Annotated in this window: 17 protein-coding genes, 1 tRNA gene and 1 pseudogene; 13 read left to right on the top strand and 6 right to left on the bottom strand. The window is 62.1% G+C overall.

Annotated features, from left to right (window positions below; translation table 11 throughout):
* Positions 1-143: 143 nt before the first annotated feature.
* The 4 genes from APH44_RS08310 (at position 144) to APH44_RS08295 (ending at position 6,190) form a co-directional block, all read left to right on the top strand.
* A complete protein-coding gene (locus APH44_RS08310) occupies positions 144-2,066 on the top strand; it encodes a PrkA family serine protein kinase (RefSeq protein WP_054892217.1) in 1,923 nt (640 codons plus the stop codon).
* 129 nt (positions 2,067-2,195) lie between these two features.
* Positions 2,196-3,467: a YeaH/YhbH family protein gene (locus tag APH44_RS08305; protein ID WP_054892216.1), complete on the top strand. Its 1,272-nt coding sequence runs from the start codon at positions 2,196-2,198 to the stop codon at positions 3,465-3,467.
* A complete protein-coding gene (locus tag APH44_RS08300; RefSeq protein ID WP_054892215.1) occupies positions 3,464-5,032 on the top strand; it encodes a SpoVR family protein in 1,569 nt (522 codons plus the stop codon). The genes APH44_RS08305 and APH44_RS08300 overlap by 4 nt, the downstream gene beginning before the upstream one ends.
* Before the next feature lie 51 nt (positions 5,033-5,083).
* A complete protein-coding gene (locus APH44_RS08295) occupies positions 5,084-6,190 on the top strand; it encodes a multifunctional CCA addition/repair protein (RefSeq protein WP_054892214.1) in 1,107 nt (368 codons plus the stop codon).
* A 159-nt stretch (positions 6,191-6,349) separates the two neighbouring features.
* Here APH44_RS08295 and folK read toward each other — a convergent pair whose 3' ends face one another.
* Together folK and folB are read right to left on the bottom strand one after the other, a co-directional pair.
* A complete protein-coding gene (gene folK / locus APH44_RS08290; RefSeq protein ID WP_054892213.1) occupies positions 6,350-6,862 on the bottom strand; it encodes a 2-amino-4-hydroxy-6-hydroxymethyldihydropteridine diphosphokinase in 513 nt (170 codons plus the stop codon).
* Positions 6,853-7,209 (bottom strand): dihydroneopterin aldolase, encoded by a 357-nt coding sequence (gene folB, locus APH44_RS08285; protein ID WP_054892212.1) that lies wholly within the window; start codon positions 7,207-7,209, stop codon positions 6,853-6,855. The genes folK and folB overlap by 10 nt, the downstream gene beginning before the upstream one ends.
* 73 nt (positions 7,210-7,282) lie before the next feature.
* On the opposite strand from folB, the gene plsY reads away from it, so the two are divergent.
* Entirely contained in the window at positions 7,283-7,852 is a 570-nt protein-coding gene (gene plsY / locus APH44_RS08280; RefSeq protein WP_054892211.1) for a glycerol-3-phosphate 1-O-acyltransferase PlsY, read from the top strand.
* A gap of 24 nt (positions 7,853-7,876) precedes the next feature.
* Here plsY and tsaD read toward each other — a convergent pair whose 3' ends face one another.
* The gene (tsaD, locus tag APH44_RS08275; protein ID WP_054892210.1) at positions 7,877-8,902 is read right to left on the bottom strand and encodes a tRNA (adenosine(37)-N6)-threonylcarbamoyltransferase complex transferase subunit TsaD; all 1,026 of its coding nucleotides are present in this window, start codon (positions 8,900-8,902) and stop codon (positions 7,877-7,879) included.
* 204 nt (positions 8,903-9,106) lie between these two features.
* Here tsaD and rpsU point away from each other — a divergent pair, with 204 nt between their 5' ends.
* From rpsU to APH44_RS08250, 5 genes and pseudogenes are all read left to right on the top strand, one after another.
* The gene (rpsU, locus tag APH44_RS08270; RefSeq protein ID WP_003255575.1) at positions 9,107-9,322 is read left to right on the top strand and encodes a 30S ribosomal protein S21; all 216 of its coding nucleotides are present in this window, start codon (positions 9,107-9,109) and stop codon (positions 9,320-9,322) included.
* A gap of 230 nt (positions 9,323-9,552) precedes the next feature.
* The gene (gene dnaG / locus APH44_RS08265) at positions 9,553-11,535 is read left to right on the top strand and encodes a DNA primase (RefSeq protein WP_054892209.1); all 1,983 of its coding nucleotides are present in this window, start codon (positions 9,553-9,555) and stop codon (positions 11,533-11,535) included.
* 67 nt (positions 11,536-11,602) lie between these two features.
* Positions 11,603-13,456 (top strand): RNA polymerase sigma factor RpoD, encoded by a 1,854-nt coding sequence (gene rpoD, locus APH44_RS08260; RefSeq protein WP_054892208.1) that lies wholly within the window; start codon positions 11,603-11,605, stop codon positions 13,454-13,456.
* A 131-nt stretch (positions 13,457-13,587) separates the two neighbouring features.
* A pseudogene (locus tag APH44_RS08255) lies at positions 13,588-17,331 on the top strand (EAL domain-containing protein).
* Positions 17,332-17,346: 15 nt separating this feature from the next.
* Positions 17,347-17,423 (top strand) — tRNA-Ile (locus APH44_RS08250).
* A 55-nt stretch (positions 17,424-17,478) separates the two neighbouring features.
* On the opposite strand, the gene APH44_RS08245 is transcribed toward APH44_RS08250, so the two are convergent.
* Positions 17,479-18,039 carry a TetR/AcrR family transcriptional regulator gene (locus APH44_RS08245; RefSeq protein ID WP_054892207.1) on the bottom strand — a complete coding sequence of 187 codons (561 nt, stop codon included), beginning with the start codon at positions 18,037-18,039 and terminating at the stop codon, positions 17,479-17,481.
* An 87-nt stretch (positions 18,040-18,126) separates the two neighbouring features.
* Here APH44_RS08245 and APH44_RS08240 point away from each other — a divergent pair, with 87 nt between their 5' ends.
* Positions 18,127-19,347 (top strand): MFS transporter, encoded by a 1,221-nt coding sequence (locus tag APH44_RS08240; protein ID WP_256216347.1) that lies wholly within the window; start codon positions 18,127-18,129, stop codon positions 19,345-19,347.
* Between the two features lie 15 nt (positions 19,348-19,362).
* On the opposite strand, the gene APH44_RS08235 is transcribed toward APH44_RS08240, so the two are convergent.
* Positions 19,363-19,911 (bottom strand): serine acetyltransferase, encoded by a 549-nt coding sequence (locus APH44_RS08235; protein ID WP_054892205.1) that lies wholly within the window; start codon positions 19,909-19,911, stop codon positions 19,363-19,365.
* A gap of 20 nt (positions 19,912-19,931) precedes the next feature.
* On the bottom strand, positions 19,932-20,582 hold the full coding sequence (locus tag APH44_RS08230; protein ID WP_256216346.1) for a hypothetical protein: 651 nt from the start codon (positions 20,580-20,582) through the stop codon (positions 19,932-19,934).
* Positions 20,583-20,792: 210 nt separating this feature from the next.
* Between APH44_RS08230 and APH44_RS08225 the strand changes: the two genes are divergently transcribed.
* Together APH44_RS08225 and APH44_RS08220 are read left to right on the top strand one after the other, a co-directional pair.
* Positions 20,793-21,254, top strand: coding sequence for an Lrp/AsnC family transcriptional regulator (locus APH44_RS08225; protein WP_054892204.1), 462 nt, complete (start codon positions 20,793-20,795; stop codon positions 21,252-21,254).
* A 165-nt stretch (positions 21,255-21,419) separates the two neighbouring features.
* Positions 21,420-23,102 (top strand): NAD(P)/FAD-dependent oxidoreductase, encoded by a 1,683-nt coding sequence (locus APH44_RS08220; protein ID WP_054892203.1) that lies wholly within the window; start codon positions 21,420-21,422, stop codon positions 23,100-23,102.
* Positions 23,103-23,114: the final 12 nt, after the last annotated feature.

Below are 23,114 nucleotides of genomic sequence, written 5' to 3'. Positions count from 1 at the left end.
GAGAGCCGGTACACCGGCGTGCGGGTCATCGGTAGCGTTCCAAGGTGTTCTGGGGGGTAAACAGCAATCGGTGAAAGCCGCTTGCATGCCAGCATCAGCTGACTGATCCGGCGTCGTCTCCACGTATCGAGCGAGGTGACGTCATGAGCATTTTTAGCCACTTCCAACAACGTTTCGAGTCAACGCGCCAGGAAGAACTCTCGCTGCAGGAGTACCTCGAGCTGTGCAAAGAGGATCGCAGTGCCTACGCATCGGCCGCTGAACGGCTGTTGCTGGCCATCGGTGAGCCGGAACTGATCGACACCTCGAGCAACTCCAGACTGTCGCGGATCTTCTCCAACAAGGTGATCCGCCGGTATCCGGCCTTTGCCGACTTCCACGGCATGGAAGAATGCATCGACCAGATCGTTTCATACTTCCGCCACGCCGCCCAAGGTCTGGAAGAGAAGAAACAGATCCTCTATCTGCTGGGCCCGGTAGGCGGCGGCAAATCGTCCCTGGCCGAGAAACTCAAGCAGCTGATGGAGAAAGTGCCGTTCTACGCCATCAAGGATTCGCCCGTATTCGAGTCGCCACTGGGCCTGTTCAATGCCACCGAAGACGGCGCCATTCTCGAGGAGGAGTACGGCATCTCGCGGCGCTACCTGAACACCATCATGTCGCCCTGGGCGACCAAGCGGCTTCAGGAATATGGCGGCGATATCAGCAAGTTCCGCGTGGTCAAGCTGTACCCTTCGATCCTCAACCAGATCGCTATCGCCAAGACCGAACCCGGCGACGAGAACAACCAGGACATTTCCGCACTGGTCGGCAAGGTGGATATCCGCAAGCTCGAGGAATTCCCGCAGAACGACGCCGACGCCTACAGCTACTCGGGCGCCCTGTGCCGGGCCAACCAGGGCCTGATGGAGTTCGTGGAGATGTTCAAGGCACCGATCAAGGTCCTGCACCCCTTGCTCACCGCCACCCAGGAAGGCAACTACAACAGCACCGAGGGGCTGGGGGCGATTCCCTATTCGGGCATCCTGCTGGCCCACTCCAACGAGTCTGAGTGGCACACCTTCCGCAACAACAAGAACAACGAGGCGTTCATCGACCGGATCTATATCGTCAAGGTGCCCTACTGCCTGCGGGTCAGCGACGAAATCAAGATCTACGACAAGCTGTTGGTCAACAGCTCGCTGTCCAAGGCCCATTGCGCGCCCGACACCCTCAAGATGCTCGCCCAGTTCACCGTGCTCTCACGCCTGAAAGAGCCGGAAAACTCGAACATCTACTCGAAAATGCGGGTATATGACGGCGAAAACCTCAAGGATACCGATCCAAAGGCCAAGTCGATCCAGGAGTATCGTGATGCCGCTGGCGTCGACGAAGGCATGAACGGCCTGTCGACCCGCTTCGCCTTCAAGATCCTCTCCAAAGTGTTCAACTTCGACCCGCACGAAGTCGCGGCCAACCCGGTGCACCTGCTTTACGTGCTCGAGCAGCAGATCGAACAGGAGCAATTCCCGGCCGAGGTGCGCGAACGCTACCTGCGCTACCTCAAGGAATACCTGGCACCGCGCTACATCGAGTTCATCGGCAAGGAAATCCAGACCGCCTACCTGGAGTCCTACAGCGAATACGGCCAGAACATCTTCGACCGTTATGTGCTGTACGCAGACTTCTGGATTCAGGACCAGGAATACCGCGACCCGGAAACCGGCGAAATCCTCAACCGGATCGCCCTCAACGAAGAACTGGAGAAAATCGAGAAACCGGCCGGCATCAGCAATCCGAAGGACTTCCGCAACGAAATCGTCAACTTCGTGCTGCGTGCCCGCGCCAACAACAACGGCAAGAACCCAAGCTGGCTGAGCTACGAGAAGCTGCGGGTGGTGATCGAGAAGAAAATGTTCTCCAACACCGAAGACCTGCTGCCAGTCATCAGTTTCAACGCCAAGGCAAGCAAGGAAGACCAACAGAAACACAACGACTTCGTCACGCGGATGGTGGAACGTGGCTACACCGACAAACAGGTGCGCCTGCTGTCGGAATGGTACCTGCGGGTCAGGAAATCGCAATAAAGCGACAAGCTGTCAGCCACAGGCTGCAAGCTGTACGGCGCGACCGTCAGGTCTGCGCCTCGGCTTGCAGTGCTGGTGGCTGCTGTGTCTCGCAGCTTGACGCTTGCAGCTGCTCTTAGCGGAGGCCCCATGAGCTACGTAATCGACCGACGCCTGAACGGCAAGAACAAGAGCACGGTCAACCGCCAGCGCTTTCTGCGCCGGTACCGTGAGCACATCAAGAAGGCCGTCGAAGAGGCGGTCAGCCGCCGCTCCATCATGGACATGGAGCATGGTGAGCAGATCAGCATCCCCGGGCGCGATATCGACGAACCGGTGCTGCATCACGGCCGTGGCGGCAAGCAGACCATCGTTCATCCGGGCAACAAGGAATTCACCGCAGGCGAACATATCGCCCGTCCGCAAGGCGGTGGTGGCGGTGGCGGACGCGGCAAGGCCGGTAATTCCGGCGAGGGCATGGACGAATTCGTCTTCCAGATCACTCAGGAAGAATTCCTCGAGTTCATGTTCGAGGACCTGGAGCTGCCCAACCTGGTCAAGCGTCACCTGACCGGTGCCGACACCTTCAAGACCGTACGCGCTGGTATCGCCAACGAGGGCAATCCGTCGCGCATCAACATCGTGCGTACACTGCGCTCGGCCCATGCCCGGCGCATCGCCCTGACCGGCAGCAGCCGCGGCCTGCTGCGCGCAGCGCAAAAGGAACTGGAGCGGCTGAAAGTCGAGGAACCCGATAACTTCACCGACATCCAGGAGGTAGAAGCCGAAATCGTACGCCTCAAGGCACGCATCAACCGCCTGCCCTTCCTCGACACCTTCGACCTGAAGTACAACCTGCTGGTCAAGCAGCCCAACCCCAGTTCCAAGGCGGTGATGTTCTGCCTGATGGACGTCTCCGGCTCCATGACCCAGGCCACCAAGGATATCGCCAAGCGCTTCTTCATCCTGCTGTACCTGTTCCTCAAGCGGAACTACGAACGCATCGAGGTGGTATTCATCCGCCATCACACCAGCGCCCGCGAAGTGGATGAAGAAGAGTTCTTCTACTCGCGCGAGACCGGCGGCACCATCGTCTCCAGCGCCCTGAAAATGATGCAGGAGATCATGGCCGAGCGTTATCCGGCCAGCGACTGGAACATCTATGCGGCCCAGGCGTCGGATGGCGACAACTGGAACGACGACTCCCCTATCTGCCGCGATATCCTGACCAAGCAGATCATGCCGCACGTGCAGTACTACACTTACGTCGAGATCACCCCCCGCGAGCATCAAGCACTGTGGTACGAGTACGAACGTATCGGCGAGGCGTTTCCCGACACCTTCGCCCAGCAACAGTTGGTCTCGGCCGGTGACATCTACCCGGTCTTCCGTGAACTCTTCCAGCGCAGGTTAGCCACATGACCGCCAGAGCACAGAGACGCCAACCCATTTCCACCGGCTCGGAATGGACCTTCGAGCTGATCCAGACCTACGACCGGGAAATCAGCCGCCTGGCAGCGCGCTATGCGCTGGATACCTACCCCAACCAGATCGAGGTGATCACTGCCGAGCAGATGATGGATGCCTACGCCTCCGTGGGCATGCCGCTGGGCTATCACCACTGGTCCTACGGCAAACAATTCCTCAGCACCGAGAAGTCCTACAGCCGCGGGCAGATGGGCCTGGCCTACGAGATCGTCATCAACTCCGACCCCTGCATCGCCTACCTGATGGAAGAAAACACCATCTGCATGCAGGCGCTGGTGATCGCCCACGCCTGCTACGGGCACAACAGCTTCTTCAAGGGCAACTACCTGTTCCGAACCTGGACCGACGCCAGCTCGATCATCGATTACCTGGTGTTCGCCAAGCAGTACATCGCCCAGTGCGAGGAACGCCATGGCATCGATGCGGTGGAAGACCTCATCGACTCCTGCCATGCCCTGATGAACTACGGCGTCGACCGCTACAAGCGGCCCTACCCCATCTCCGCCGAGGAAGAGCGCCGGCGCCAGAAGGAGCGCGAGGAACACCTGCAGCGGCAGATCAACGACCTGTGGCGCACCATCCCGAAGGGCGCCGACAAGGGCAGCGACAAGGACGACGCGCGCTTCCCTGCCGAACCCCAGGAAAACATCCTGTACTTCATCGAAAAACACGCGCCGCTGCTCGAACCCTGGCAGCGTGAGGTGGTAAGGATAGTGCGCAAGATCGCGCAGTACTTCTATCCGCAACGCCAGACCCAGGTGATGAACGAAGGCTGGGCAACCTTCTGGCACTACACCCTGATGAACGACCTGTACGACGAAGGCCTGGTCACCGACGGCTTCATGATGGAGTTCCTGCAATCGCACACCAGCGTGGTGTTCCAGCCCGGCTTCGACAGCCCCTACTACAGTGGCATCAACCCCTATGCCCTGGGCTTTGCCATGTACACGGATATCCGCCGGATGTGCGAGCACCCAACGGAAGAGGATCGCCGCTGGTTCCCGGAAATCGCCGGCAGCGACTGGCTGTCGACCATCAAGTTCGCCATGAGCAGCTTCAAGGACGAGAGCTTCATCCTTCAGTACCTTTCCCCCAAGGTGATCCGCGACCTCAAACTGTTCAGCATCCTCGACGACGACCAACGCGACGACCTGCTGGTACCGGCCATCCACGACGAGGCGGGTTATCGCGTCATCCGCGAACAACTGGCGGCGCAGTACAACCTGGGCAACCGCGAGCCCAACGTGCAGATCTGGAGCATCGACCGCCGCGGCGACCGTTCGCTCACCCTGCGCCACCAGCAGCACAACCGCAAACCCCTGGGCGACTCCACCGAGGAAGTGCTCAAGCATCTGCACCGCCTGTGGGGCTTCGACATACACCTGGAGACCGTACAGGGTGACCAGGTGATGAAAACCCACCATATGCCGCCCCGTGGCGAGCATGGGGAACCAGGCGACTACGGCCGCATGGACCTCGCCGTCATCCACCACCTCTGAGACCTCGTGACTGCCGACAAGGTATGCTGTCGGCAGTCACGGAGGTTGTACATGCACATCTATAAAGTTGGCGGCGCGGTTCGCGACCGCCTGCTCGGGCGCCCGGTCAGCGATATCGACTGGTTGGTAGTCGGCGCCACGGTCGAAGAAATGCAGGCCCAGGGCTTTCGCCCGGTAGGCGCGGATTTCCCCGTCTTCATCCACCCGAAAACCGGCGAGGAATACGCCCTGGCGCGCACCGAGCGCAAGAGCGGTCGCGGCTATGGCGGATTCACCTTTCACGCCAGCCCCGAAGTCACACTCGAGGAAGATCTGATACGCCGCGATCTGACCATCAATGCGATGGCCGAGGATGACCAAGGCAATCTGCACGACCCCTACCGTGGCAAAGTTGATCTGGATAAACGCATTCTTCGCCATGTTTCCCCGGCATTCGCCGAAGATCCTTTGCGAGTGCTGCGAGTTGCCCGCTTTGCCGCGCGCTATGCGCCGCTGGGCTTTCACGTCGCCGATGAAACCCTTGAACTCATGCGCCAGATCAGCACCAGCGGCGAACTGCAGGCACTGACTGCCGAACGGAGCTGGAAAGAGATCGAACGTGCGCTGATGGAAGCGCAGCCACAGGTGTTCATCGAAGTGCTGCGCGACTGCGGCGCGCTGCAACAACTGATGCCGGAGCTCGACCCCAGCCCGCAGGCACTCGCCCCGCTGCAACAGGCGGCAGAGCATCGGCAGCCACTGCACGTGCGCTGGGCCTGCCTGCTGCAAGGCGTTCGGGACACCTCACAACTGAAAGCCGTAAACCAGCGCTTCAAGGCGCCACGTGAATGCCAGGAACTGGCACTGCTGGTGGGTGAGTGCCTGCCTCTGGCGCATCGCGCAATGGAGCTGGAAGCAGCGGCATTGCTGGAGCTTCTGCAGAAGTTCGACGTGTATCGCAGGCCGCAGCGTTTCGAAGACTTCATCGCCGCGTGCGAGATGGGGGCACTTGCGCGGCAAGCAGAGCGTTATCCACAGGCCGCCTACCTGCGGGGCGCGGCGTCGGCGGCACGAGACGTCGATGTGAAACCCTTGGTTGCACAGGGTTTGACCGGACAGGCATTGGGAGAGGCACTGAAGGCAGAGCGCTTGCAGGCGTTGACACGCTACAAAGGCTGACCTTGCGCAGCGAGCCCGATCCTTGTGGAGGAGCTGCGGTGGATGGCACCGGCTTTGCCGGCGATCGCGGCGCAAGTCGCAGCGGAAAACCGCCACCGCCAGGTGAGAAAAGGCCGCGACATTGAAACGGCCTTCAGATTCTGGACAACGCAGTCGTGGCTAAAATGGCTGCGTCAGTTGCAACCCACGCCACTCGAACGGCACTGGCGTCAGCTCCTGCTGGATATTCGCCTGCTGCCACAACTCGGCCATGGATTGACCTGCTCCAGGATGCACCAGCTCGGGCGCGAGCAATGACAACGGCCAGAGCACGAACGCGTTTTTCAGGATTTCGGCGCGCGGCAGTACAAGCCCGTCGAAAGTACCGTGCAGCTCATCGAACATCAGCACATCGATATCCAGCGGCAAACCCTTGCGATCCGGGGCATAGCGGCCGTTTTCCGCCTCGATGAACTTGAGCCGGCGATCCAGTTCCAGTAGCGGCAGCGCGGTCTGCCCGCTCACCACCAGGTTGAAGAAAGGCCCGCTCTTGATCCCTACCGCCTGGCTCTCGAACACCGCCGAACAGCGCATGTCCTGGAGGATGCCGGCCAGCGCATCAAGCCCGGCGCACAGGTGGCGCTCGCGGTCGATATTGCTGCCCAGTCCCAGGTAAACCGTGCTCAGAGACATCCGCGCTCGATCTCCACGCCCACGCCACCCCGGGCCGCAGGAACGGCACCGGGCTTGGTCAGCTTCAACCGCATCCACACGATGCCGAACTCTTCCATCAAGGTCGCCGCGAGACGCTCGGCGAAGGTTTCCACCAGCTCGAAGCGCGACTGCTCGGCAAAGGCCTGGATACGGGCCGAGACACTGGCGTAGTCCAACGCCAGGTTTAGGTCGTCACCGGCCGCCGCCGGGCGGTTGTCCCAGGCGAAACTCAGGTCCAGGCGCAGGCACTGGCGAATATCCCGCTCCCAGTCATAGGCACCGATGACGGTATCGACTTCCAGTCCCTCGATGAACACTCTGTCCAAGCACTTCTCTCCACAGACGACAAGGGCGACCGGCGCCGTTAGAATCAGGGCGTCCCCGCCCGGAATAGTTAGCATGTTTTGGTTATTGGCGCTGCTCGCCTACCTGCTCGGCTCGCTGTCCTTCGCCATTGTCCTGAGCCGCCTCAGTGGCAACCCCGACCCTCGCTCCAGTGGTTCGGGCAACGCCGGCGCGACCAACATGCTGCGCCTGGCAGGCCGCAAGCTGGCCATCCTCACCCTGCTCGGCGACCTGTGCAAGGGTTTGCTGCCAGTGCTGCTGGCCGGACTTGCAGGCCTGAGCCTGCAGGCCCAAGCCTGGATAGGCCTGTGCGCGGTGATCGGCCACCTGTTTCCGCTGTACTTCCGTTTCCAGGGCGGCAAGGGCGTAGCCACTGCGGCGGGCATGCTCATGGGGCTGTACTTTCCCGCCGCGCTGCTGGCGATCGGCGCCTGGTTGCTCACCTTCTACCTCACCCGTACCAGCTCGCTGGCGGCCTTGATCGCCACGCCTCTGACCCTGCCGCTGCTGGCCTGGCGCGAGCCGGCCGCGCTACTGCCAATGACGGTGCTGACAGTACTTATAGTCTGGCGACACCGCAGCAATCTGCGCGACCTGTTTGCCGGCCGCGAACGACATTTCTGAATCACTCGCGGGGAAAACGCCGCCTCACAGCGGCGGCAATTGCTCCATCGGCCAACGCGCCTGCACGCTGATCGCCAGATCCTGCTGCTGTCCGGCCAACAGGCGCTGGCAGCCGGCGTAGGCGATCATCGCGCCGTTGTCGGTGCAGAACTTCGGACGTGCGTAGTACACATTGCCCTTGATGCTCGCGAGCATGTCCTCGAGCGATGCCCGCAGCGCCTTGTTGGCGCTCACGCCTCCGGCGATGACCAGGCGCTTGAGACCGGTCTGCTTGAGGGCACGCTTGCACTTGATGGTCAGAGTCTCCACCACCGCCTGCTGGAATGCCAGCGACAGGTCGCAACGGGTTTGCTCGCTGTCGTCACCCGCATTGCGGCACTGCTGCCAGGTATTCAGGGCGAAGGTCTTGAGACCGCTGAAGCTGAACTCGAGCCCCGGACGGTCGGTCATCGGCCGCGGGAACACGAAGCGCCCAGGCGTACCCTGTTCGGCCAGACGCGCGATCTCGGGACCGCCGGGATAATTCAGACCAATCAGCTTGGCGGTCTTGTCGAAGGCCTCGCCCGCCGCGTCATCCAGGCTCTCGCCCAGAAGCGCGTATTGGCCGATGCCATCGACCTGCACCAATTGAGTGTGACCACCGGATACCAGCAAGGCGACGAACGGGAACTGCGGCGGCTGCTCCTCGAGCATCGGCGCCAGCAGGTGGCCCTCCATGTGGTGAACGCCGATCGCCGGAATATCCCAGGCGAACGCCAGCGCCTGTGCACAGGAAGCGCCAACCAGCAGCGCACCGACCAGGCCGGGGCCGGCGGTGTAGGCGATGGCATCGATGTCGGCAGCGACGCAGCCGGCTTCATCCAGCACTTCGCGGATCAACGGCAGCATGCGCTTGACGTGATCGCGCGAGGCGAGCTCGGGCACGACGCCGCCGTAGACGCGGTGCAGGTCGATCTGGCTGAACAGCGCATCGGCCAGCAGGCCGCGCTCACTGTCGTATAATGCGACGCCGGTTTCGTCGCAGGATGTTTCCAATCCCAGTACTAGCATGGGTCCGTGCCTTGTGGAGGCTGAATTCGAAGCCGCGCATTCTAGTCCCCGTACAGAGTGCCGACCAGCGGTTTTCGATCAGAGGCTTTGCATTCCTCCCCGCTAAGGGTTAACATCCGCAACCCTTGAAAACCGACGTTCTCCAGCACACCTTTGTTTTGCCAGGAGCACGTCTACCCCGGTAATGAATTAAGGTAGCCCTGGATGCCAGCCGTCAAAGTTAAAGAGAACGAACCCTTCGACGTAGCTCTGCGTCGTTTCAAGCGCTCCTGCGAAAAAGCCGGTGTACTGGCTGAAGTTCGTAGCCGCGAGTTTTACGAGAAGCCGACCGCTGAGCGTAAGCGCAAAGCTGCTGCCGCTGTTAAGCGTCACGCCAAGAAAGTTCAGCGCGAACAGCGCCGCGCCGTTCGTCTGTACTAATACAGACGTTCTACGCAAAGCTTCTGCCCAGCCCGGCCTCGTGCCGGGCTAATGGCAGTTGTCGCTTCACACCCTCGGCCATGTGCCTTGGGCGCCCCGGCACTCGCCCATGGGCAGAATTCATACGCCTCACCAGAATGCCCGATGCGGCAGGTGATAGGCCGACACGCATCTCCCTTGTTGCTCTCTCCAGCGATTAGACTTGCCAGTAGCCAGATAACGAGACTGCCATGGCCGGGCTGATTCCCCAGAGTTTCATCGACGACCTCCTCAACCGCACCGACATTGTCGACGTGGTGAGTTCGCGCATCCAGCTGAAGAAGACCGGCAAAAACCATTCGGCCTGCTGCCCGTTCCACAAGGAAAAGACGCCGTCCTTCACTGTCAGCCCCGACAAGCAGTTCTACTACTGCTTCGGCTGTGGGGCCGGGGGCAACGCCCTGGGCTTCATCATGGACCACGACAACCTGGATTTCCCCCAGGCAGTCGAGGAACTGGCCCGCGCCGCAGGCATGGAAGTGCCGCGCGAAGAGGGACGACGCGGACAAAAGCCGCGCCAGCCCACCGACTCTCCGCTGTACCCGCTGCTCGAAGCAGCTGCCGAGTTCTATCGCCAGGCGCTGCGCAACCATCCGACACGCAAGGCAGCGGTCGAATACCTCAAGGGCCGCGGCCTGTCCGGCGAAATCGCCCGTGATTTCGGCCTGGGTTTCGCCCCGCCGGGCTGGGACAACCTGTTCAAGCACCTTGGCGCCGACACCCTGCAACAGAAGGTGATGATCGACGCCGGCCTGCTGATCGAGAACGCCGAGACCGGCAAGCGCTACGATCGCTTCCGCGACCGGGTCATGTTCCCGATCCGCGACAGCCGTGGCCGGGTGATCGCCTTCGGCGGACGCGTGCTGGGCGATGACAAGCCCAAATACCTGAACTCCCCGGAAACCCCGGTATTCCACAAGGGCCAGGAGCTGTACGGGCTGTTCGAGGCACGCAAGCACCACCGCAACCTCGACGAAATCATCGTGGTCGAGGGCTACATGGACGTGATCGCCCTCGCCCAGCAAGGCCTGCGCAACGCCGTAGCCACACTTGGCACCGCGACCAGCGAAGAGCACCTCAAGCGCCTGTTCCGCGTGGTGCCCCACGTACTGTTCTGCTTCGACGGCGACCAGGCCGGGCGCAAGGCGGCCTGGCGTGCACTGGAGGCCACGCTGCCGAACCTGCAGGATGGCAGACGTGCGCGCTTCCTGTTCCTGCCCGAGGGGGAAGATCCGGATACGTTGGTCCGCGCCGAAGGCACCGACGCCTTCCAGGCCCGCATCCATCAGCACGCCCAACCGCTCGCCGACTATTTCTTCGAGCAACTGGGCAGCGAAGCCGACCCACGCTCGTTGGAAGGCAAGGCCCACATGGCGACCTTGGCTGCACCGTTGATCGAAAAGATTCCGGGCGCCAATCTGCGTCAGTTAATGCGCAATCGCTTGAAGGAAATTACTGGTCTTGATGTCCAGCAAATGGAGCAGTTGGCACAGAAAACGCCCGCGCCCAGCGTACCGGACTACGATCCAGGCTATGACTACGATGCCATGGCCAGCTACACGCCGGACTTCAGCGAACAGCACCACGACTACGTCCCCGCCCAGCAGGAGCAACGCCCCTGGACGCCCAACAAAGGGGGTGGCAAGAAGCCCTGGGATGGCAATGGCAAGCCCTGGGACAAGAACCGCAAGGGCGCCAAGGGCTGGCAGCGCGACGAAGCGCCTCCACGCACGCCGGCACCCGTCGAACCCCCGGCGCTCGCGGCCTTGCGCACATTGCTGCACCATCCGCTGCTGGCCGGAAAGGTAGAGGACGCGAGCCATTTCGCCGACGAAGAACATCTTTACAGCCAGTTGCTGGTGGCCCTGATCGAAGCCGTGCAGAAGAATCCTGGGCTAAGCTCCATGCAGCTGATCGCACGCTGGCACGGCACCGAACAGGGGCGTCTGCTGCGGGCGCTGGCGGAGAAGGAATGGCTGATCGATGCCGATAACCTTGAACAACAGTTTTTCGACACTATAACTAGCTTGTCAGCCCGCCAGCGCGAGCGAAGCTTGGAACATCTGCTCAGGAAAGCACGTCAAAGTGAGTTGAGCACCGAGGAAAAATCCCAGTTGCTCGCCCTGCTCAGCAGGAATGTTCCCGCACAAACCCCGACCTCATCTGGCGCGTGAGGTCCATGCTCGGGTATAATCCTCGGCTTGTTTTTTGCCCGCCAAGACCTTCAGTGGATAGGGTGTTATGTCCGGAAAAGCGCAACAGCAATCTCGTATCAAAGAGTTGATCACCCGCGGTCGTGAGCAGGGCTACCTGACTTACGCGGAGGTCAACGACCACCTGCCTGAGGATATTTCAGATCCGGAACAGGTGGAAGACATCATCCGCATGATCAACGACATGGGGATCAACGTATTCGAGAGTGCTCCGGATGCGGATGCCCTGTTGTTGGCGGAAGCCGACACCGACGAAGCCGCAGCCGAAGAAGCCGCCGCAGCGTTGGCGGCCGTTGAAACCGATATCGGCCGCACGACCGACCCGGTACGCATGTACATGCGTGAAATGGGTACCGTCGAGCTTCTGACCCGCGAAGGCGAGATCGAAATCGCCAAGCGTATCGAGGAAGGTATCCGCGAAGTCATGGGCGCCATCGCTCACTTCCCGGGCACCGTCGATCACATTCTCGGCGAGTACGACCGTGTGACGACCGAAGGCGGCCGCCTGTCGGATGTCCTCAGCGGTTACATCGACCCTGACGACAACATCGCCGCGCCTACCGAAGAAGTACCGATCCCAGGCGCCAAGACTGCAGCGGCGAAGGAAGAGTCGGAAGACGAAGAAGAAGGTGACGAAAACAGCGACGACAGCGAGGAAGAGGGCGAAAGCGGCCCCGATCCGGAAGTTGCGCGTCAGCGTTTCGGTGCTGTCTCCGACCAGCTCCAGGCCACCAACAAGGTCCTGAAGAAACATGGTCGCAGTGGCAAGGAAAGCGTTGCGGCGCTCCAGGCCCTGGCCGATCTGTTCATGCCGATCAAGCTGGTGCCCAAGCAGTTCGACGTACTCGTCGAGCGTGTGCGCGGTGCCCTTGACCGCCTGCGTCAGCAGGAGCGTGCGATCATGCAACTGTGCGTACGTGACGCCCGCATGCCGCGTGCCGACTTCCTGCGCCTGTTCCCGAGCAACGAGACCGACCAGACCTGGAGCGGTGACCTCGCCAAGCGCAGCACCAAGTGGGCCGCTGCCCTGGGTGAGAAGGACGCCGCGATCGTCGCCTGCCAGCAGAAGCTGATCGACCTCGAGACCGAGACCGGCCTGACCGTCGCAGAAATCAAAGAGATCAACCGTCGCATGTCGATCGGCGAGGCGAAAGCCCGTCGCGCCAAGAAGGAAATGGTCGAGGCAAACTTGCGTCTGGTGATCTCCATCGCCAAGAAGTACACCAACCGCGGCCTGCAGTTCCTCGACCTGATCCAGGAAGGCAACATCGGCCTGATGAAGGCGGTGGACAAGTTCGAATACCGTCGTGGCTACAAGTTCTCGACCTACGCCACCTGGTGGATTCGCCAGGCGATCACCCGTTCGATCGCCGACCAGGCGCGCACCATCCGGATTCCGGTGCACATGATCGAGACGATCAACAAGCTCAACCGTATTTCCCGGCAGATGCTGCAGGAAATGGGTCGTGAACCGACCCCGGAAGAGCTGGGTGAGCGCATGGAAATGCCTGAGGACAAGATCCGCAAGGTATTGAAGATCGCCAAGGAGCCGATCTCCATGGAAACCCCGATCGGTGACGACGAAGATTCGCATCTGGGCGACTTCATCGAGGACTCCACCATGCAGTCCCCGATCGACGTGGCCACGGTCGAAAGCCTCAAGGAAGCCACCCGTGACGTGCTCTCGGGCCTGACCGCACGCGAAGCCAAGGTGCTGCGCATGCGTTTCGGGATCGACATGAACACCGACCACACACTTGAAGAAGTCGGCAAGCAGTTCGACGTGACCCGCGAGCGGATCCGTCAGATCGAAGCCAAGGCGTTGCGCAAGCTGCGCCACCCGACGCGAAGCGAGCATCTGCGCTCCTTCCTCGACGAGTGATGACGAACCCCGGCCCAGGCCGGGGTTTTTCATGGGCGACAAAAAGCTGCAGGCAATCTGCCGCATTCACCGGCACTCTTCACCCGCGTCCGTCTACACTCGAATCAGCCCCCTGATAGAGAGAGGTCGCCATGCCCTTGATGCCGGCACTTCTGCTGCTGCTCTTGATGATCTGGAACACAGCGGCCGGCGCCCTGACCCTGACGGACGAAGAACAAGCCTGGCTCAACGCCCATCCGCAGCTGCGCCTGGGCGTGGATGCGTCTTGGCCGCCATTCGAATTTCGCGACCAGGAAGGTCGCTACCAGGGATTGGCCGCCGACTACATTGCCCTGATCCAGCAACGCCTGGGCGTTTCGCTGCAGCCGATCGAGCCGAGCAATTGGTCGCAGGTACTCGAGCAGGCACGACAGAACCGCATCGACCTGCTCCCGGGTATCATGTCGACACCCGAACGCCAGTCCTACCTGGCCTTCACCCGCCCCTACCTCGACTTCCCCATCGTCATCCTCGCCCACGAGGGGGGCCCTCAGCCACGCACCCTCAAAGACCTGTACGGCCTGAAAATCGCGGTCGTGGAAAACTACGCTCCCCATGAGTTACTGCGCACCCACCACCCGGATCTCAATCTGGTGGCCCTGCCCAATGTGAGTTCAGCCCTGCAGGCGTTGGCTACCGACGAAGTGGATGCCGTGGTTGGCGACCTTGCATCGAGCATCTGGAGCCTGCGCCAGCTCAAGCTCGATGGCCTGTACGTCAGTGGCGAGACGCCCTACCGTTATCAGCTGGCCATGGCCGCGCCACGGGAACAGAAAATCCTCATCGGAATTCTCGACAAAGTCATGGCTGACCTGAGCAGCGCCGAAATCAGCGACATTCAGCAGCGCTGGGTCGGCAACGTCGTCGATCAACGGAGCCTATGGCGCGATCTGCTGGTCTATGGCCTGCCGACACTGGCCGTGGTGTTGCTGATCCTCGCCGCCATGCTGCGCATCAACCGGCGTCTCAGCTCGGAGATTTCGCGGCGGATCGCCCTGGAGCAAGAGCTGCGCAGCAGCGAATACCACTACCGCAGCCTGATCGAAAGCCTTTCGGCCATCGCCTGGGAAGCCGACGCCAACGATTTCACCTACAGCTATGTCTCCCCGCACGCCGAGGGCCTGCTCGGCTACCCGCTGAGGGAATGGCTCAGACCTGGTTTCTGGCGCGGTATCCTGCACCCCGAGGACGCCCTCTGGGCCCAGGCCTACTGCGACGCCGAAACCGCTGCCGGGCGCGACCACAGCCTCGACTATCGCGTGATACGTGCCGACGGGCACATCCTCTGGGTGCGCAATATCGTCAGCATGATCGAGCACGGCCACAAGCCGCTGATGCGCGGCCTGATGATCGACATCAGCGAAACCAAACGCACCGAGGATGCCCTGCGCCTTTCCGAACAGAAGTTCGCCTCAGTGTTCCAACAATGCCCCGACATCCTGCTCATCGCCCGCCACAGCGATGGCTGCCTGCTGGAGGTCAACGAAGCGTTCGAGGAACAGATCGGCCTGAGCCCGGCCCAGGTCATCGGCCGCACCGCCACCGAACTGGGCCTGTGGGGTGTCGCGGGCACCGGCCCGACGATCCTCGAACGCGTGCAGCGTGGCGGCATCCGCAACCTGGAAATGAGCTTCCGGCGCAGCAACGGCGAGTTGTTCACAGGCCTCACCTCCGCTGAAAGCTTCGACCTGGATGGCACACCGGCGCTGGTGGTTGCCGTGCGCGACATCAGCCAGCTCAAGGAAACCCAGCAACAGTTGCAGACTTCCGAAGAGAAGTTCGCCAAGGCCTTCCACGCATCGCCCGACGGCTTGCTGCTGTAGCGCCAGAGCGATGGCCTGCTGCTGGAAGCCAACGAAGGTTTCTGCCGCCTGACCGGCTACGACATCAACCCAAACCTTGGCCACAACAGCCTTGATCTGGGCATCTGGGTCGACCTCAACGAACGTGATCGGCTGATCGAACTGCTCAAGCGCGATGGTTTCGCGCGCGATTTCAGTTGCCATATCCGCCGTAGCGACGGCCAGATTCGCCTGTGCGAAATGTCCGCTCGGCCGCTGCCAATCGGCGGCATCGACTGCATGCTGACCATCACCCGCGACATCACCGAGCGCCACATGATGCAGGAAAAACTGCAACTGGCCGCCACGGTCTTCGAGAACACCGCCGAGGGCGTGCTGATCACCGACACCGAGCAGCGCATCAGTGCGGTCAATCGCGCCTTCAGCGAGATCACCGGCTACAGCGAACTCGAAGCCCTCGGCCAGACCCCGCGTCTGCTCGCCTCCGGCCAACACGACAGCGCCTTCTACGTCGCCATGTGGCATCAGCTCACCGCCGAAGGCCATTGGCAGGGCGAGATCTGCAACCGACGCAAGAACGGAGAGTTCTACCCCAGTTGGCTGACCATCAGCGCCGTGCGCAACAGCGAACACGAGACCACCCATTTCGTCGCCGTGTTCGCCGACATCTCCAGCCTCAAGCACGCCCAGGCCAAGCTCGACTACCAGGCCCACCACGACCCGCTCACCGGCCTGCCCAACCGCACCCTGTTCGAGAGCCGCCTGCAGGCTGCCCTCACCTGCGCCCAGGCCTCCAGCCGCCAAGGCGCCGTGCTGTTCCTCGACCTCGACCGCTTCAAGCACATCAACGACAGCCTCGGCCACCCGGTCGGCGACCTCTTGCTTAAAGGCATCGCCCAACGCCTGAAAGAGCAGGTGCGCGATGTCGACACCGTCGCCCGCCTGGGCGGCGACGAATTCATCATCCTCTTGCCCGGCCTGCATCGCCCAAGCGACGCCAGCGCCATCGCCAACAAGCTGCTGGCGTGTTTCCACGCCCCGGTTCAGGCCGGCGAGCACGAGTTCTTCACCAGTGCCAGCATCGGTATCAGCCTGTACCCGCAAGACGGCACCGACGTCGCCACATTGATCCGCAACGCCGACGCCGCCATGTACCGCTCCAAGGCCAAGGGTCGCAACCGCGTCGAAAGCTACACCCTCGACCTCACTGCCCAGGCCAGCGAACGTATTTTCCTCGAGCATGAGCTGCGTCGCGCCATCGAACGCAACGAACTGAGCCTGTACTACCAACCCAAGTTCAGCCTCAAGACCCAGGGGTTGGTCGGTGCCGAGGCGCTGATCCGCTGGAACCACCCGACCTTCGGGGAAGTACCACCGGAGCAGTTCATTCACCTGGCCGAAGAGAACGGCAGCATCCTCCAGCTCGGCGACTGGGTGCTGGAGCAGGCCTGCCGGCAGATGCACACCTGGAAGCGCACCTATCAAGCATTCGGCCCACTGTCGATCAACCTCGCGGGCGCTCAATTACGCCAGCCCAGCCTGACCCGACGTATCGAACACCTGCTCAAGACCTTCCACCTCAAGGCCGGCGACCTGCAGCTGGAAATCACCGAGAACTTCATCATGAGCCAGGCCGAAGAAGCCCTGGCCATCCTGCATCAGCTCAAGCACCTGGGTGTGCAATTGGCAATCGACGACTTCGGCACCGGCTACTCCTCGCTGAGCTACCTGAAGCGCCTGCCGCTGGACATCCTCAAGATCGACCAGTCGTTCATCCGCGGCCTGCCCGACGATCCCCACGACGCCGCCATCGCCCGCGCCATCATTGCCCTGGGCCGCAGCATGCAGTTGACCATCATCGCCGAAGGCGTGGAGAACCAGGCCCAACAACGCTTCCTGGCCGCCGAAGGGTGCGAACAGATCCAGGGCTACATCGTCAGCCTGCCCCTACCCGCCGACGAGTTCGCCGCCACCTTTCTTCGTATAGCACTATCGGATCTTTCAGATGGCACCCTTAGCAAACCCTCGTTATAATCCGGCCGACCTCTGGGGCCTATAGCTCAGTTGGTTAGAGCAGAGGACTCATAATCCTTTGGTCCACGGTTCGAGTCCGTGTGGGCCCACCAGATACGACAAAGCCGCGCATCAGCGCGGCTTTTTTGCATCTGGCGGCAAACACCCTCAGCCGCCAATCCCCTCCAGCGTCACCTCTACCAACGCCTCCACATACGCCACCTCCAGCGGCTCACCGGAAAACAGAATCCGGTACACCAGCGGGGCCATCAGTCTATCGACCACGCGATCATTGCTCGGAACCGGCTCACCGCGTGCCACTGCGCGTTCGAGAATCGCGCCAAACTGTGCCGTGGCAATCTCCAGGCAGCGTCCGGAGCAGCCGCCACCAGCCGCCAGCAAGTCGAGCACCGCGGCGCGGCCGGGTACCGATGACGTCTCTTCCATGTACTGGATGCCCCAGGCGAGCAAATCTCCAGCCAGGCTGCCGGTGTCGGTCGGGCCGCTGTCCGGGCGGATGCGCTGCAGCGCAACGTCACCCAGCAGTTCGTTGAGGTCGCCCCAGCGTCGATAGATGGTCGAAGGTGTCACACCGGCGCGGGCAGCGATCAGCGGCACGGTCAGTTCGCCACGCTCGCGCTCCTCCAGCAGCTGATTGACCGCATTGTGGACCGAGGCCTGGACCCTCGCACTACGCCCGCCTGGACGCACGCCCTGATTGATCGCCATATGCTCCTTAACGCAAAGAGTTTGCTTTTATCTCGAAACAGGTTCATCGTCTGCAAAAGCTAACTCTTAGCCTTTGCGAGAGCAACCATGAGCGATACCTTACCCAAAAGCATGCGCGAACGCCGCAACGGTCTGTCTCGCGCTGCCTCCCTGTGGTTATTGGGGGCGATACTGATCGCCTTTTCGGCTGCGGCCAGCGCGCCGACACCCCTCTACGCCCTCTACCGCGAAACCTGGGGCTTCTCGCCGGCCTTGCTGAGTGTGGTGTTCAGCATCTACGCGGGCGGTTTGCTGCTGACGTTGCTGGTGTGCGGCTCGCTGTCCGATCACATCGGCCGGCGCCCGGTGATAGCAGCTGCCTTGGCGCTGGAGGTGTTGGCCATGGCGGTATTCCTGCGTGCTGAATCGGTCGAGGCGCTGATAGTCGCGCGCCTGCTGCAGGGCTGCGCCACAGGGCTTGCCACCAGTGTGCTCGGCGCGGCGTTGCTGGACTTCGACCGCGAGCGCGGGCCGCTGCTCAACAGCGTGACACCGATGCTGGGCCTGGCCCTTGGTGCCTTGGGCAGTAGTGCGTTGATGCAGTTTTCCGGCGAACCGCTGCACCGGGTGTTCCTGGTTCTGTTGGGGATCTTTGCGTTGTTCGCGTTGGTGCTGGCGCGCCTGCCGGAAAGCATCAGCCGTCAGCCCGGTGCATGGGCCTCGCTGCGACCACGGGTGCGGATTCCGCCGCAGGCCCGGCGGGCCTTCTGGCGGATCGCACCGCTGAATGCGAGTCTCTGGGCATTGGGAGGCTTCTACCTGTCGCTGGGGCCGACGCTCGCGCGCCAGGTCACGGGGCTGCAGGCACCGCTGGTCGGCGGCACCCTGGTCTTCCTGCTCACCAGTTGCGGCGCGCTGGGCATCTTCGCCCTGCGCAACAGCGAGGCCCAGGTGATCCTGCGCCGCGGCAGCCTGGCGCTGGTCAGCGGCCTGCTGCTGACCCTGATCGGCGTGGACTGCGGCCTGGCCTGGCTGTTCTTCCTCGGCACCGCAGTCGCCGGCCTGGGCTTCGGTGGCGGATTTCTCGGCGCCTTGCGCTCGGTCGTGCCGCTGGCCCACGCTCACGAACGCGGCGGGCTGATGGCCGGGTTCTATGTGCTGAGTTACCTGGCCTTCAGCCTGCCGGCAGTTGCCGCAGGCATCGCCACCCAGCATGTCGGGCTGGTCGTTACCACCAATGCCTATGCCTGTGTGTTGCTGCTGGCGGCAGTCATGGTGCTTTTGTCTGGCAGTCGCAGCAATCGTTCGCCTGCAGCGTCGGTCGGCTGAACCTCACGGCAACCGTCAGCGCTGCAGCAGCGTCGCCTGCCGCGAGTTGTAGAACGTCGTGTCGGCGGGAATGTCGCGGGTGACCAGTGACATCGCACCGATCACCACGTTGTCACCGATGCGCAGGCGGTCGGCGATGATGCAACTGTTGGCACCCAGGCTGACGTTGTCGCCGATCTCCAGCGCGTAGTGCTCCAGCCCCAAGGTCTTGATACCGATCGTGCAGTTCTGGCGAATGAAGAAATTGCGCCCGATCCGTACATGCCGAGTGATGACAACGCCCGGCAGATGGGCGATGCGCAACCCAGGCGCAATCTGCGCGCCGATGTCGATGTCCAGCGCATACTTCAGATTGAGTCGCTGCTGCATGCCGCGGGCATACCGGCGGGCCAGCCCCCCTTTGCCGTCCAGGTACTGAGCCAGACGGTAGGAAAACAGGAAGCGCAGCTTGTTATCCCTGCGTGACCGACGCAGGACGTTACTCAGCAAACTGACCAATCGCCCCGGCTTCTTTTTGTTGGAGACTTCCAGTCGCCAGCACTCCAGCAGATGTTCGAAGGTCAATGCCGGTTTCCCCTGCGCTATCAAAAGCCCCAGCGTAACAAGGTTTTCCAGAAATACTTCAGCGGCGAGCGCAGGTGGCGCCCCCAGTTCTGCTGCCACTGCGCATCCTCATGCCGGGCGACACGCGCATCCTGGGAGGCGGCAGTGCTGATGCGGCGGAACAGCATCGGGTAGGCGCAGTGCTGCTTGATCCGTCGCTTGAACAGGCTGTCCAGCGTTCTGCCGTCGTAGGGCGCGGCAACCAGCACTCGACAGCCTTCCTGGGAAAGGATGTAGGCATGCGGTGCACTGACCCGCCCACGGGCGATGAATGGAAACCAGGTCAGCCAGGTGCGGCCCATGGTATAGCCCAGGTGCAGGCTCTCGAACGGCCGGGTGGCGATGAAGCGGTTGATCCAGTTGATCGACGTGGTACGCCAGTCGTAGGGCTTGGCATCGTCCTCGAAAATCAGGATGCGCTGCCAGCCGTGCTCCAGGGCCATCAGCGCCAAGGCGCGATGGGACTCGTAGTGGCCCCGAATCGGGTTGATGTCCTTTTCCCTGAGGTGGAAGACCAGTGGATTGCCAATCCTGCTGCCCACTTCCCGCATGAAGCGCTCGCGGCTGTCCTGCCGATCGCGCAAGGAAACACAGAACGCCGCATCGACGTCGAACTTGAACAGGCTGGACACGTGGCACCTACAGCTAGGCAGAGGGGATTTCTGGCGTCAATTCTTTAGCGAGAATGATTATCAAATACCAAGTGCCGCATCATAATACGCACCCGCTCAAGGACAGAAGTGAAATCGATTTAATCATTTTGCCATCATCGTGCGAACGGCTCATCTTGCCGCCCGAGCCCAGGTCTGGCTAGGCTAGCGCACCCATTGCAGAGATTTGTCATGCCGGACTCCCGCGCCATCGCCCTCGACGAAATCGATCGTCAGCTCATTGCCCTGCTGCAGATCAACGCCCGCGAAAGCGTCGCTACCCTCGCACGCCAGCTGGGCATCGCCCGCACCACCGTCACGTCGCGTCTGGCGCGCCTGGAGAAGCATAAGGTGATCACCGGCTACGGCGTGCGCCTGGGCCAGCGCCTGGTCGGGGGTGGTCTGCAGGCCTATGTCGGCATCACGGTGCAACCACGATCAGGGCGCGAAGTGGTGCGCCGCCTGTCGGCGATGGGGCAGGTACAGCAGCTGTGCGCGGTGAGTGGCGAGTTCGACTACGTTGCCTGGCTGCTCAGTGACTCACCGGAACAGCTGGACCAGTTGCTTGACCAGATTGGCAGCCTGGAAGGGGTGGAAAAGACCACCACCTCAATCATCCTCAGCAGCAAGGTGGATCGCGGGCAGCCTGGATAGGCGTTTGTCATAATGCGAATCCTGATCGTCATATCGACATATCAGCCTGCATATCGACGCCACTATTGCTCTTAATTACGAACGCCACGCTTCATAAAATGACCGCCACGCATTTCCTATACTCAGGCTCCGCTCTCAGCGCAGCCGCTCTGGCAAGGTCATCAGATGAACAAGAAAAACCGCCACCCCGTCGACGGCAAGCCGCCGGTCACCATCTTCGGTCCTGATTTTCCTTTCGCCTTCGATGACTGGCTCGAGCATCCCGCAGGCCTTGGCAGCATTCCCGCGCAAAGGCATGGCGAAGAAGTGGCGATCGTCGGTGCCGGCATCGCTGGGCTGGTGGCGGCCTACGAGCTGATGAAGCTGGGCCTCAAGCCGGTCGTCTACGAAGCCTCGAAGCTCGGCGGGCGCCTGCGCTCGCAAGCCTTCAACGGCACCGACGGTATCGTCGCCGAACTGGGCGGCATGCGCTTCCCGGTATCGTCCACCGCGTTCTACCACTATGTCGACAAGCTCGGCCTGGAAACGAAACCCTTCCCCAACCCGCTGACCCCGGCGTCGGGCAGCACGGTGATCGACCTCGAAGGCCAGACCTACTACGCCGAGAAAGCCGCCGACCTGCCGGCCCTGTTCCACGAGGTGGCCGAAGCCTGGGCCGATGCACTGGAGGACGGCGCACGCTTCGGCGAGATTCAGCAGGCCATCCGCGAGCGCGACGTACCGCGCCTGAAGGCCCTGTGGGATACCCTGGTGCCGCTGTGGGACGACCGCACCTTCTACGATTTCGTCGCCACCTCCAAAGCCTTCGCCAAGCTGAGCTTCCAACACCGGGAAGTGTTCGGCCAGGTCGGTTTCGGCACCGGCGGCTGGGATTCGGACTTCCCCAACTCGATGCTGGAAATCTTCCGCGTGGTCATGACCAACTGCGACGATCACCAGCACCTGGTGGTCGGAGGTGTGGAGCAAGTGCCGCAGGGCATCTGGCGGCATGTGCCGGACAGCACTGCGCACTGGCCGGCCGGCACCAGTCTTCGCTCGCTGCACGGCGGCGCGCCGCGGGCCGGGGTCAAGCGCATCGCCCGCGCCAGCGATGGCCGCCTGGCGGTTACCGACAACTATGGCGACACCCGCCACTACGCCGCCGTGCTCACCACCTGCCAGAGCTGGCTGCTGACCACCCAGATCGACTGCGAAGAGTCGCTGTTCTCGCAGAAGATGTGGATGGCCCTGGACCGCACCCGCTACATGCAGTCGTCGAAGACCTTCGTCATGGTCGATCGCCCGTTCTGGAAGGACAAGGACCCGCAGACCGGCCGCGACCTGCTGAGCATGACGCTCACTGATCGCCTGACCCGCGGCACCTACCTGTTCGACAACGGCGACGACAAGCCGGGAGTGATCTGCCTGTCGTACGCATGGATGAGCGATGCGCTGAAGATGCTGCCGCATCCGACCGAGAAACGCGTGCAGCTTGCCCTGGATGCGCTGAAGAAGATCTACCCGAAAACCGACATCGCCGGGCACATCATCGGCGACCCGATCACCATCTCCTGGGAGGCCGACCCCTACTTCCTCGGCGCCTTCAAAGGTGCGCTGCCAGGTCACTACCGCTACAACCAGCGCATGTACGCGCACTTCATGCAACAGGACCTGCCCCCCGAGCAGCGCGGCATCTTCATCGCTGGCGACGACGTGTCCTGGACCCCGGCCTGGGTCGAAGGCGCGGTGCAGACGTCGCTGAATGCGGTGTGGGGTATCATGAACCACTTCGGCGGCAAGACCCATGCGGACAATCCCGGGCCGGGCGACGTGTTCCACGAGATCGGCCCTATCGCCCTGCCTGACTGAGACGAGGAGGCG

The organism is Pseudomonas sp. NBRC 111143, from assembly GCF_001320965.1.
Lineage (GTDB): Bacteria > Pseudomonadota > Gammaproteobacteria > Pseudomonadales > Pseudomonadaceae > Aquipseudomonas > Aquipseudomonas machongensis.
This window is presented reverse-complemented; position numbering and strand designations above follow the sequence as displayed.

Coding starts and splice junctions, on each gene's coding strand:
- APH44_RS08225 (WP_054892204.1), top strand. CDS start 20,793: ATGCCGGACTCCCGCGCCATCGCCCTCGACGAAATCGATCGTCAGCTC.
- APH44_RS08245 (WP_054892207.1), bottom strand. CDS start 18,039: ATGGCGATCAATCAGGGCGTGCGTCCAGGCGGGCGTAGTGCGAGGGTC.
- plsY (WP_054892211.1), top strand. CDS start 7,283: ATGTTTTGGTTATTGGCGCTGCTCGCCTACCTGCTCGGCTCGCTGTCC.
- APH44_RS08310 (WP_054892217.1), top strand. CDS start 144: ATGAGCATTTTTAGCCACTTCCAACAACGTTTCGAGTCAACGCGCCAG.
- APH44_RS08300 (WP_054892215.1), top strand. CDS start 3,464: ATGACCGCCAGAGCACAGAGACGCCAACCCATTTCCACCGGCTCGGAA.
- dnaG (WP_054892209.1), top strand. CDS start 9,553: ATGGCCGGGCTGATTCCCCAGAGTTTCATCGACGACCTCCTCAACCGC.
- rpoD (WP_054892208.1), top strand. CDS start 11,603: ATGTCCGGAAAAGCGCAACAGCAATCTCGTATCAAAGAGTTGATCACC.
- folK (WP_054892213.1), bottom strand. CDS start 6,862: ATGTCTCTGAGCACGGTTTACCTGGGACTGGGCAGCAATATCGACCGC.
- rpsU (WP_003255575.1), top strand. CDS start 9,107: ATGCCAGCCGTCAAAGTTAAAGAGAACGAACCCTTCGACGTAGCTCTG.
- APH44_RS08305 (WP_054892216.1), top strand. CDS start 2,196: ATGAGCTACGTAATCGACCGACGCCTGAACGGCAAGAACAAGAGCACG.
- tsaD (WP_054892210.1), bottom strand. CDS start 8,902: ATGCTAGTACTGGGATTGGAAACATCCTGCGACGAAACCGGCGTCGCA.
- APH44_RS08220 (WP_054892203.1), top strand. CDS start 21,420: ATGAACAAGAAAAACCGCCACCCCGTCGACGGCAAGCCGCCGGTCACC.
- APH44_RS08295 (WP_054892214.1), top strand. CDS start 5,084: ATGCACATCTATAAAGTTGGCGGCGCGGTTCGCGACCGCCTGCTCGGG.
- APH44_RS08240 (WP_256216347.1), top strand. CDS start 18,127: ATGAGCGATACCTTACCCAAAAGCATGCGCGAACGCCGCAACGGTCTG.